This window comes from Mesorhizobium sp. M7A.F.Ca.AU.001.01.1.1, assembly GCF_004022735.1.
In the GTDB taxonomy this organism is placed as follows: domain Bacteria; phylum Pseudomonadota; class Alphaproteobacteria; order Rhizobiales; family Rhizobiaceae; genus Mesorhizobium; species Mesorhizobium ciceri.
In genome coordinates, this window is the sequence record NZ_RZPF01000120.1 from 1 (window position 1) to 11564 (window position 11564).

General features: G+C 62.1%; 8 protein-coding genes. 6 read left to right on the forward strand and 2 right to left on the reverse strand.

The genetic code is table 11. The annotated features are described in order from the left end of the window. Positions 1-1598 (reverse strand): hypothetical protein (locus tag EN884_RS10130; protein ID WP_164894962.1); only part of this gene is annotated, 1598 nt, incomplete at its 3' end. A gap of 164 nt (positions 1599-1762) precedes the next feature. Between EN884_RS10130 and EN884_RS10135 the strand changes: the two genes are divergently transcribed. Next, positions 1763-3160, forward strand: coding sequence for a YcaO-like family protein (locus EN884_RS10135; RefSeq protein WP_063168715.1), 1398 nt, complete (start codon positions 1763-1765; stop codon positions 3158-3160). Positions 3161-3560: 400 nt separating this feature from the next. On the opposite strand, the gene EN884_RS10140 is transcribed toward EN884_RS10135, so the two are convergent. Next, the gene (locus EN884_RS10140; protein WP_013530419.1) at positions 3561-4478 is read right to left on the reverse strand and encodes a LysR substrate-binding domain-containing protein; all 918 of its coding nucleotides are present in this window, start codon (positions 4476-4478) and stop codon (positions 3561-3563) included. 122 nt (positions 4479-4600) lie between these two features. On the opposite strand from EN884_RS10140, the gene EN884_RS10145 reads away from it, so the two are divergent. From EN884_RS10145 to EN884_RS40105, 5 genes are read left to right on the forward strand one after another with little or no spacing between them, the layout of a single operon-like run. Then, positions 4601-5641 (forward strand): aromatic ring-hydroxylating dioxygenase subunit alpha, encoded by a 1041-nt coding sequence (locus EN884_RS10145; protein WP_013530418.1) that lies wholly within the window; start codon positions 4601-4603, stop codon positions 5639-5641. Next, positions 5638-6765, forward strand: a complete 1128-nt coding sequence (locus EN884_RS10150; protein ID WP_063168716.1) for a 2Fe-2S iron-sulfur cluster-binding protein — start codon at positions 5638-5640, stop codon at positions 6763-6765. The genes EN884_RS10145 and EN884_RS10150 overlap by 4 nt, the downstream gene beginning before the upstream one ends. Positions 6766-6807: 42 nt before the next feature. Further along, positions 6808-7929 (forward strand): aminotransferase class I/II-fold pyridoxal phosphate-dependent enzyme, encoded by a 1122-nt coding sequence (locus EN884_RS10155; protein WP_082826519.1) that lies wholly within the window; start codon positions 6808-6810, stop codon positions 7927-7929. Next, positions 7926-9452 carry an FAD-binding oxidoreductase gene (locus EN884_RS10160; protein ID WP_063168717.1) on the forward strand — a complete coding sequence of 509 codons (1527 nt, stop codon included), beginning with the start codon at positions 7926-7928 and terminating at the stop codon, positions 9450-9452. The genes EN884_RS10155 and EN884_RS10160 overlap by 4 nt, the downstream gene beginning before the upstream one ends. Before the next feature lie 22 nt (positions 9453-9474). Continuing rightward, positions 9475-11484 (forward strand): DUF2817 domain-containing protein, encoded by a 2010-nt coding sequence (locus EN884_RS40105; protein ID WP_082826520.1) that lies wholly within the window; start codon positions 9475-9477, stop codon positions 11482-11484. Positions 11485-11564: the final 80 nt, after the last annotated feature.

Sequence of the window (11564 nt, forward strand, 5' to 3'; positions counted from 1 at the left end):
TGATAGTGAGCGTCGGGCATGGGATTGAGGTCGAAACTGCGCTTCGAAAGCTCCGATGCCCGTTGATGATCACCCATGAAGGAGCTGGCCAGCGCGTAGGCGATCAACGTCGCGGGGTTCCCGGCATTTTGCTCATGTGCAAGGCTGAAGTGAAAATCGGCCAGCTCCCAGCGTCGCGCCAGAAGGTGGCTCCAGGCCAGATTTACCTGGTTGCGGTGGTCGAATGGGTCGAGCAGGACCGAACGCTTGGCCAGTTCGAATGCGCGCTTTAGATCCTGCTCGATCGACGATGCACCCGGAACGACGATCCAACGCGAGTTGAGCACCGCAGCGAGGCTGGAATAAGCGCAGGACAGATCGGGATCAAGCCGGATGGCTTCCTCGTAGCGGGCGATGGCAGCTTCTTCGGTGTCCTTTCGCCACATGATCGAAAGCCGCTGTCCGTCCAGCCAGCAATCATAGGCCGAGAAATGGTTCGGGGAAGCTTGCGATATGCGATGCAGCCTGGCACTGGACAAGGCAATCTGCAGGCGCGCGGAAAAGCGTGCGCAAACTTCATTGAAGGCCGAGCGCCAGGAAGACGGATCCGACGGAACGGTGAGAACGAAGGCTTCTCCTTCTTGCAGGAAATCATAGCAGGTAATTTGGAACACTGCTGGTCCATCCGTGTCGATCAGACGGATGAGGACGCCGATATCCACGTGTTCGCCTGCCGCCTGATGCATCTGATCCAGTGAGAATTCACCGGCTTGCAACTCCGTTGACACGGCTGTCCAATGCCTAAATCGGGAAATCGAAGCCAGAAGCTCTGTCGCCAAGGCAAATTGCAGGTGCTCGTTCTCTGCTTCGCGCCTGGCAATGATGATGGCGATTGTCGGCTTCCCTGGGATGCGGCTGTCGTGATCGCTTTGCGCAAGGTCGGGGTCAGCCGCCCGCTTTTCACCGTCGTTGCCCGGCTTGAGCGCCTCTAGAAGGTGGAGGATTTCTGCCGGTGGTCGCAGATCCATGTCCGCTTTGAGTTCGGCCGCGTAGCGGTCGAAGAACGCTAGGGCGCGGGCATAACCGCTTTCCTCACAGACCCTCCGAATGGTCTCCACCACGGCATCGTCGAAAAACGGATCAAGTTGCAGGATGCACGCAGCGATGGATTTGCGCTGTCTCGGGTCTGTCTCGGCCGCCAGCCAGGCTGCGAGCCGTGTCACCAGCCTGTCGGTTATCATCGTCGACTGCATTCTCAGCCAGTTGTCGAAGACAGGATCGCAATCGTCCAACCCGGCGCAAAGTCCATCCCTGGCTTTGGCCAGCAGGAGCAGCGCACCGTCATAATTGCGGTCGTCGAGCGCACGTTCAAGCTCATCGATGTCGGAACGGATTGCAGTCGGATCGATTCCCAGGACGAGCTTGTCGACCGCGAGGTAATTAAGCCTGGTCTCGCTTGCCAGGCGTCGGAGATCCTTTATGCACTGGCGCAGTGATCCGCGCGCATGCTCCTCGTCCTGCTCGCTCCAAAGCAATGCCGCCAGTCGCCCGCGCGTCTCGCGTGACCTGCCGCTCAGTAACAGATAGGCGAGAATCGCGCAGGCCTTCCGCTTGCCCAACGAGAACGTCTCCGAGCCCTTGCGAAGCTCGAAACCGCCGATTAGCCTAATCGCCAGACCGTCTGTGGAAATTGTCAACTCCGCCGGCTATCGTCTCGGTCGCCAACGGGCGCCACCGCTTACCCTACGTAAACAGCAGAAGCCAAGATATTGAAAGAGCCAACATGCTGTTGCGCGGGTCGCATTGGACAACGCTTGCTCTGCTGATGCATCACGGCCGGCCGATGACGGTGAACCAAGACGACCCGACCTGGGACCGCCAGTCGAGTGAAGATGATTTGGATGTTTTGGAGAATCTGGCTGCGACCCTTGTCGCTGCGCCCGAGAATGGGCTGCCCCTTTTGCACTTCGCGACACGGCACGACATTGGCGTTGAAGTGTTCGATGTTCCGGGTGGATTCCTGGCTATGTCCAACATTGCTCCATTCGAAGGGAATGAGAAACGATTCACGGCAAGTGGCAAAGGCTTTGATGCCGGCACGGCCGTGCTGTCTTGCCTCGGAGAGGCCGCGGAGATTTCCAGCTGGGCCTGCAGAGCCGAAGACGTCACGGCGTCAGCACGCATCGGCTCTCCAGGCGATGGAATGAGGATCGATGCGATTCAGGTATTGGGCTTTTCGCTGGAACAGATCCGACATCGCGATCGGCTCAACAGAATGTGGCGTGGCTGGGACAGTATCCCTTCAACGGATCATCTGAACAATCCCCAGCTATGGGCGTCCGTTCGCAGCTTCCATGACGATAGGGTCGCGCTTTGTCCGGCGTTTCTCTGCTATGGCCGCTTTGGTGACGTCGCATATGGCGATTGCAGCTTGAACGTCGACACCAATGGTTGCGCCGCTGGCACAACGCGGGCGGATGCAAGAACCCGCGCCTTGCTTGAACTCGTCGAACGAGACGCCACAGGGATATGGTGGCACCGAGGCTCCCTGAGAAAGCGGCTGGATATCGCGCGGCTTGATGACCAAGGCTTGGCGTCTCACATCCAGCAGCATCGCCAAGAAACGGGACGCAGGCTCTGGCTTCTCGATATCTCGTCCTTCCGCACGGCCATTGTGACGGCGGCGATCAGCTGCGAAGACAGTGGCGAGCATATGGCGGTGGGTTTCGGGTGCAGCTTCGATATGGTTGCTGCCGCCCGGTCCGCGTTTTTGGAATTGATACAATCCGAAGCTGCAATGCAGGCCCATGCCGAAAGGGCAGAACGGCCCCGTAATAAAACGATGAGCGATGACGATTGTCGGATGACCCGCTGGAAGCGTTTCGCTGACGTGCGCAACTTTCGTTTCGCCATCGGCAAGCCTGCCGACGGCCTGGAAAGCGCTGGCGAAAGCAACGTCACCGACCTGCTGAATGAAATCGGCGAAGTTTGTGGTTCGCAGGTCTGGTTCGCCGATCTTTCGCGATCCGAGATTGGTATCCCCGTTGCAAAGGCGATCTGCGAGGGATTATCCCATTTCAAAGCGCGCTGGGGCTGCCACCGAAACGCCGCACCTTCCATCGCAAGTGATTCGAGCAAAACAGCAGGCCGCCTCTCGCAGGCCAGAAAACTTTTGATCTAATTGTTACAGGCAATGACGACACGGGCACGTTGGAGACCCGTCGCCGGTTACAGGACGCTGATGAGGAAGCCGGCGTTACGATTGTGGGCGGGGCCAGGACTTCGTGTACGTCGGAATTTGCTCAAGCAGGGGCTCCGAGTTCGCCGGGATCTCGTACAGCAGGGAAGTTGAGTGAACCCCTGTTGACTTGAGGGCGCGAACGCTGCTGTTTTGGGTCGCAAAGCCGCCCGACGGCTAGCGGTGCAAGAAGGGCGAAAAAAGCGGACTTTTGTCGAGATATCTAGGGCAAACTGAAGCAATCCGTGGGACCGCACACCGCCGACCAATGTCTGGATCTCTTAAGACGCTGGTGCGCGCGAACTCGGCAGATGCAAACTTGTGTCTCCAGATCGGTGTTCGGCTATCCGGCTAAGGTTGCGCCCAGTCGCTTGGAAATCGAAACAATCCAGGCTCGCAGCTCAGGACCAAAAGGCTTCTCAAGAATGGCCCGATCCCAAGCCAAAAAATAAGGTTCCGGCAGCCTGATCCGCTTGTCGAACGGGGCGACGAGCCTGCCCGACGCGATATCGTCGGCAGCCATCGACAGTTGCGCCAGCACAAAGCCCCTTCCGTTGGCCGCCGCATCGATCGCCGCGCTCGACAGGGAAAAGGCCACTTCGCCGGATGTTCTGCGGTGCACCGCGCCGATGCTTGCGGCCCATTCCGCCCATGTCGGCGGCGAGCGGTGATCGCGGGCCCATTCGATGCTGAGAAGCGGCAGATCGAGAATATCGGCGGGCTTGCCGACCGGATGTTTCGCCAGCAGCGTCGGCGAGCAGGCCGGCACCACCCAGTCGGTGAACAGTTCGGTGTAGTGCTCGAAATCACGATATTTCGTGCCGTACGAAATACGGAAGTCAACTTGTTCGGCGCCCAGCCTTGGCTCCGTCTCGGCGCCCACCAGCCGCACGGTCGCGCCGGGGTGGTCGACCTGCCAATCCAGGAGCTGCGGGCCGATCCATTTGCTGGCCAACGACGGCAGGCAGGAGATGGTCAAAGTGTCCGCGGACCGGGCCTGTTCGATGAGATCCTGGGCGTCGCGAATGTGTTCGAAGCCGACGGCAACCGCTGCGTGGTAAACGCGGCCCAGCGCGGTGAGGGCGACACTCCTGCCGCGCCGTTCCAAAAGCCGCGCCTCCAGCGCGTCTTCGGCCTTGCGGATCTGCTGGCTGACCGCGCCGACGGAGACGCCGAGTTCGTTGGCGGCCGCCGTCACACTGCCACGCCTGCCGAAAGCCTCGAAGGCCTGTATCGCACGCAGTGGGGGCGTCTTCTTCACCTGGGCAACAATCCTGGGGTCAGCTTGATTTAGTTTTTCTAAAATAGAACACAGATGCAAGCCCTATGTCGTCCCAGGCCCGCAAGATATTCGTTTAGGCGTCACAAGCTCGGGAGGACGCCATGTTTCTTCGAAACTGCTGGTACGTTGCCGCATGGGACCATGAGGTCGCCGACAGGCTGGTGCCGACCCGGATACTTGGCGAGGACATTGTCCTCTACCGCCGGACCGATGGCGTGGTGGCGGCGCTCGAGGATGCCTGTCCCCACCGCAAGCTGCCGCTGTCCATGGGCCGCATCAAGGGCGACACTGTCGAATGCGGCTATCACGGGCTGACCTTCGACAGCACCGGAACCTGTACGCGCGTGCCCGGTGCTGAAAAGATACCGCATGTGGCATGCGTTCGTTCCTATCCGATCGCCGAACGTTACGGGCTGCTGTGGATATGGATGGGCGAAGCGGCAAAGGCCGACCCCGCGCTGATTTTCGCGGTCGACCACTGGGGCGATCCGGCATGGGGCGTCAATCGCGGCGAGTCCATGGCGCTCGATTGCAACTACCTCTACATGACCGACAACCTGCTCGACCCCTCGCATGTGTCTTGGGTCCACCAGTCCTCCTTCGGCGGCGTTCAGGCGATGGAGGATGCGCCACTCGAAACCACCGTAGGCGCGGACGGCGTGACCGTGTGGCGCTGGGTGGTCGATGCCGCGCCGGCGCCCTTCTATGCGCCTTTCCTCAAATTCTCAGGCAATTGCGACCGCAAGCAGCACTACGAAGTGCGCTACCCCTCCAACGCCATCATCAAGGCGATCTTCGTGCCGGCCCGCACCGGCGGCGAGGGCAAGCCGCTGCACGAGGACGTGTTCCTCATGGACAGCTACAACTTCATGACGCCGGTCGATGAGAACCAGACGAAATATTACTGGTTCCAGATGCGCAATTTCGCCCCCGACGATTTGGAGGTTTCCCGCCAGTTCGCCACCTCTGTGCGCGGCGCCTTCGACGAGGACCGCACCGTGCTCAATGCCGTGCACAAGGGCATGGCAAACAAGCGCACGCCCAATCTCGATCTGAAGATAGATGTCGGACCGCTGCGCTTTCGCCGGAACCTGGCCAAGCTGATCGCCAGCGAGAGCCAGCAATTGGCAGCTGCCGAATGAATGCATTCACCGCTCGCGACACCATCGCAAGAAGCGGATTTCGCGACCTGAAATTGGTCGCGAAGGTGCGCGAAAGCGCCCTCATCACTTCATTCCATCTCGAGCCGGTCGATCCACAGGACTGGCGCGACTTCCAGCCGGGCCAGTTCCTGGTGTTCCGGATTCCGGTAGCGCGGGAGGCCGCCGGCGAAAGGGGATATGTGCTGCGCAACTACAGTATCTCCTGTTCCCCAGACAGCGCTTCCTATCGGATCAGTGTGAAGCGTGAGGCAGCACCCGGGCCGGGGCTTCCCGATGGGATAAGCTCGTGCTTCCTGCATGACCGTATCGACGTCGGTGATGTGCTTCAGGCGGAAGGGCCGCGCGGCGATTTCGTGCTCGACAAGGCCAGCAACCGTCCAGTCGTGCTGCTCAGCGGCGGCGTCGGGCTGACGCCGATGGTGTCGATGCTGCATGCGTTGGCTTCGTTGCCGGACCGCCGTGCCGTCTTCATTCACGCCTGCGACAACGGCGATGTGCATGCCTTGCGCGATGAGGTGACCGACCTGGTCTCGACCCGTCCCGGCCTGACCGCACACTTCTGCTACCGGCTCCCGTCCGAGCGCGACAAGGCCGAGCAGCGCTTTCATAGCGAAGGCATGATTTCGCGGGACGTGCTGCAGCGTTTGCTGCCGATCGATGACTATGATTTCTACCTCTGTGGCCCGCCGCCGTTCATGCAGGCGATCTACGTCATGCTGCGCGAGCTTGGCGCGCCAAGGTATCGCATTGCCTACGAATTCTTCGGCCCGGCGACGGTGCTTGAGCCCGATGCAGTGCGAGTTCCCGCGGTTCCAGCGCAGCCGGCAAGGATCGAGCCGGCCGGGGAAGCGACAACCGTGGAATTTCGGAAGTCGGGCCTGACGGCCGTCTGGGATGGCTCGGCCGTATCGTTGCTCGACTTCGCCGAGAACCAAGGTCTGTTGCCGGAATTCAGCTGCCGGGCCGGCATCTGCGGCACATGCAAGTCGCGGCTGATCTCGGGCGACATCGCCTATTTCGAGGAACCGCTGGACGAGCTTGGAAGCAGCGAAGTGCTGTTGTGCTGCTCCAAGCCGCGCGGATCAGTCGTCCTCGATATTTGACAAGATTGCCGCGCGTGGGCGCGGGGAAACGGAAGTCGGGATTTGGAACAGTCGGTCAAACCAGCGTCGAGCCTGCCGCTCAATCCGCATATCGCCGCCTTGCCGCCCTACAATGCCGGCATGAACATCGCGATGGCGCGGGCGCTGAGTGGCCGCAACGATGTCGCCCGGCTGGCCAGCAACGAGAACCCGGATGGGTGTTCTCCCGCCGTCATGGCCGCATTGGCCTCCTCATCCTTCGAGCCATGGCGCTATGCCGATCCGGCCTGCACGGCGCTGCGGGCGGCGCTTGGCGAAAAACTGGCGATCGATCCTGGCATGATCGTTGCCGGCAATGGTTCCGAGGAGATGATCGCCGCCATCTCGCGCGCCGTCCTGGTGCCGGGCGCCTCGGTCGTCACCACGGTGCCGAGCTTCGGGCTGCATGAGATAGAGCCGCTGGCTGCCGGTGCCGATGTCGTCAAGATTGCGATGAAACCCGAGATGGGGTTCGATCTTGCCGCGCTCGAAGCGGCGATCGCCGTTGGGCCACGGATCGTTTTCATATCCTCGCCGTGGAATCCGGTCGGGCCGGGTCTCGACCACGCTGGCCTGCGACGGCTGATCGGCGCCGTGCGACCCGGCACGCTTCTTGTCCTGGACGAGGCCTATTTCGAATTCGCCGATCCCGGCGCGCCCGACGGCATCGAGGTCCTGCGCAACAGCAGCATCGACCATGTCGTGCTGCGCACATTTTCGAAGGCTTATGGCCTGGCGGGGCTGCGCGTTGGCTATGCCGTTTGTTCGGGCTTCGAACTGGCAAGAGTGATCGCGGCCGCCAAGACGCCGTTCAACGTCAATGCGGCAGCACAGGTCGCCGCTATTGCGGCACTGGCCGACGAAAGCTGGATGAAGGCGTCGGCGGGCCGCGTCAGAGCCGAGCGCGTGCGCACCGCCGCCGCACTTACGGGCCTTGGTTTCCGGGTTGCCCAGTCGCAGACAAACTTCCTGTTCTTCGACTGCAAGGGCGACAGCTCCAGCGTTGCCGCCGGTCTCCTGAAGCAGGGGATCATCGTCAAGGCGTGGCGCGAAGCCGGCTACGAGCACTATCTGCGCGCCACCATCGGCTTGCCGGCCGACAACGACCGGCTGATCACGGCGCTTCAGGGATTGGCTGGGCGATGAGCGGCCACGCGTCTCCCAGGCAAACGAACTGGATCGAGCAAGCGGTGCCGTTGTCGGTTGTCGACGCGATCCGCCATGTCGTTGGCGCCTCGAATGTGCGGATCGGTGATGATGCCGGGGCGATCGACCTTGGTTCGAACGGGACGGATTGCGCCGCCGGCATCGTCGTTGCGCCTTCATCGACCGGCGAGGTCGCCGCGGTGGTGCGCATCTGCAGTCAAAATGAGATTCCGATCGTGCCGCAGGGCGGGCGGACCGGCCTGGTCGGCGGAAGTGTCTCGCGGCCGGGCGAGATCGTTCTTTCCCTGGCACGCATGAACCGGATCGAGCGGCTCGATCCCGTCGAGCGCGTGGCGATCGTCGGTGCCGGTGTTACGCTCGAAGCTTTGCAGTCTGCCGCATTTGAGCACCGCCTGGAGCCCGGTATCGATCTTGCCGCGCGCGGTTCGGCGACGATCGGCGGCATGGTTTCCACGAATGCGGGTGGCGTGATGGCCTTTCGCAACGGGGTCATGCGCCACCGCGTCCTTGGCCTGGAGGCCGTGCTGGCCGATGGATCGGTCTATTCCGATCTGACGCGGGTGGTGAAGAATTCCGCCGGCTACGATCTGAAGCATCTCTTCATCGGTGCGGAGGGCACGCTTGGCATCGTGACCCGCGTGGTCGTCAAGCTCGACCCTTCGCCCCGAGCCACCGCCACCGCGCTTTTCGGGCTGCCGTCTGTCGAAGCGGCGCTGCAAGTCATTCGTCTGGCGCTTGAATCGGATGCGGGACATTTGCGCGCGGCGGAGGCGATGTGGACCTCGTATTTCAGCCTGGCCGCAGCCGCGCATGAATGGTCCGAACCGAGCGTGCCGCTCGACCAGCCGCTGTTCCTGCTGCTGTCGCTTGGCGGCGCGCGCGAAGAGGCGCTGCGCGAAGATTTCGAGCGGATCTATTCGGAAGTGATGGAGCGCTATCCTGAAGCCACCGGCATCATTGCCGGCTCGCGGCGGCAAGAGGAAGACCTGTGGCGGTTGCGCGAGGACACCGGCGTGCTCTATCGCGCCCATCCCCAAGCGCCTTCCTTCGACGTGTCGGTGCCTCTGTCGGAAATTCCGGCCTATCTCGACAGAATCCTGCCCCGGCTCGCAGCGATCGAACCGGGTCTGGCGCCCTATGTCTTCGGTCACCTGGCCGATGGAAACCTGCATATCATCCTCAACCGTCAGGGTCCGCTGGCGCCTGACGTAGCGGAGGCTGCCGAGAGCGTCCTGTACCAACAACTGCGGGAGATTGGCGGTTCTTTTTCCGCCGAGCACGGTGTTGGGTCCAAGCGCATCCATTCGCTGCTGGCGACGGTTGACCCGACGAAGCTCGCCGCGATGGAGCGGGTGAAACGAGCGCTGGACGATCAGTCGATCATGAACCCCGACAAGGTGCTTCCCTCCGACGCCTGGTTTGTCCGGTCCTCCAGGCCGCTCCTTTCCGGCAATGAGCGCCGATTGCCACCTCAGAACACGAGCCATCACAACGATGAATAGCCCCACGGTGGAACGACAGGGAATGAACGGATTGACCGCAACCGCCAGCGATCCGGTGGGATCGACCATGCGCCATGATGAGCCAGCCCCCGCCTATGCCCGTGATTTCGCCGTCCTTCGCAGGAGATTTCGCGAAGCCGCCGAGCGGGCCGGCGCGGAACTGTCTGAATATGTTCATCCGCTGAACGGCCCGGATGGCGAGACGCTGGCGACGGATGTGGCGCTGCTTGGCCGCCGCGATGCGCGCAAGCTGATCGTGCTCATCTCCGGTACGCATGGTGTCGAGGGCCCGTTCGGCTCGACTTGCCAGACCGCGTGGCTCGGCCAGAAGCACCTGCGGCGCCTGCCCGGCGACACAGCCATCCTTGCCATTCACCTCATCAATCCCTGGGGTACGGCTTGGTCGCGGCGCGTCAACGAGGACAATGTCGACCTCAACCGCAACTTCATCGACTGGTCTTCAAGTGCTCCCGTCAACAACGGTTATGCCGGCCTGCACGACGCCATGGCGTATCGCGAGTGGGAGGGACCGGACCGCATAGCGGCCGACGAGAAGCTCGCCGTGGCGCGCAAAAGGCTTGGGCATGCCGGGCTGGCGGCGATCGTCGAAGCCGGCCAGTATGAGTTCGCCGACGGCATGTTCTACGGCGGTGGCGGCCCGGTCTGGTCGAACCGCACCTTGAACGAAATTCTGAAGACCTTTGCCGGCGCGGCGCGCCAGGCCATCGTCTTCGACCTGCATACCGGCGCCGGGCCTTACGGTTATCCGGCTCTGCTTTCTGTGGCGAGTTCCGAGCATGACGGCCTTGCCTGGGGCAAATCCATCTTCGGGCCGGCGCTGGCGACAGTCCTGACAGGCCAGGGCGCCAAGACCGATACCGGCATCACGGCAACGGCGACCGGCTATGTCTCCGATGCCGTCCGCAAGGCAATGCCGAACGCGCGCGTGCTGCCGCTTGTCGTTGAATGCGGCACGTTGGACGGGCCGGCTGTCATGGAAGCGGTCCAGGCCGACAACTGGCTGCATCTGTTCGGCAAGCTCGATTCGCCGTTGGGCAAGCGGATCCGCGACACTCTGCGTTGCGCCTTCATCCCGGATGACCCAGACTGGCAACGCACCTGCCTGTCCAGCAGCCTGCGCTATTTCGATCGTGCGCTGGCGGACCTGCGAACCGTCGAGATAACCCAGGACACCAGCAGCGAACAGACGCCGCCAACCCTTCCTGCCGTCGCGGCCGATCCGGCGCCCGCTGACAAGGCAAAGATCACCACGCCGGCCGTGCAGATCGACGAGCTTCACAAGAGCTTCGGCTCGCTTTTGGTGTTGAAGGGCGTCAATCTCACCGCCCATGCCGGTGAGGTCATTTCCATGATCGGCTCGTCGGGCTCGGGCAAGAGCACGTTCCTGCGTTGCATCAATCTTCTGGAGCAGCCGGATGGCGGCAAGGTCGCCATCGATGGCGAGGTGATCAAGATGAAGCCGCTGTCGAGCGGCCGTCTTGGGCCAGCCGATATGGCGCAGGTCGAACGCATCCGCGCCCGCGTCGGCATGGTGTTCCAGAACTTCAATCTGTGGCCGCACATGACTGTGGCGGAGAACATCATCGAAGCGCCCCGGCACGTCTTGAAGGAGCCCCGCGAGAAGGCCATCCAACATGCGCACGCTTTGTTGAAGAAGGTCGGGCTCGCCGACAAGCACGCTCATTATCCGGGCCAGTTATCAGGCGGCCAGCAGCAACGCGCCGCGATCGCCCGAACGCTCGCGATGCGTCCCAAAGTCATCCTCTTCGACGAACCGACATCGGCGCTCGATCCCGAGTTGGTCGGCGAGGTGCTGCGCGTGATCCGTCAACTGGCGGAGGAAGGCAACACCATGATCCTCGTAACGCACGAGATGCAGTTCGCGCGCGAGGTCTCCCACAAGGTTCTGTTTCTCCACCAGGGAAAGGTGGAGGAAGAGGGTGCGCCCGCGGAGCTGTTCGGCAGCCCGCGCTCGGAGCGTCTGCGCCAATTCCTGGCTCGGACACTGTGAGGGAAGCATTCTCGAAGCGTCCGGTTCGCACCGGACAACGGCAATGAAGACCAACAACAAGGGGAACTGATATGAAACTG

Coding starts and splice junctions, on each gene's coding strand:
- EN884_RS10145 (WP_013530418.1), top strand. CDS start 4,601: ATGTTTCTTCGAAACTGCTGGTACGTTGCCGCATGGGACCATGAGGTC.
- EN884_RS40105 (WP_082826520.1), top strand. CDS start 9,475: ATGAACGGATTGACCGCAACCGCCAGCGATCCGGTGGGATCGACCATG.
- EN884_RS10160 (WP_063168717.1), top strand. CDS start 7,926: ATGAGCGGCCACGCGTCTCCCAGGCAAACGAACTGGATCGAGCAAGCG.
- EN884_RS10150 (WP_063168716.1), top strand. CDS start 5,638: ATGAATGCATTCACCGCTCGCGACACCATCGCAAGAAGCGGATTTCGC.
- EN884_RS10135 (WP_063168715.1), top strand. CDS start 1,763: ATGCTGTTGCGCGGGTCGCATTGGACAACGCTTGCTCTGCTGATGCAT.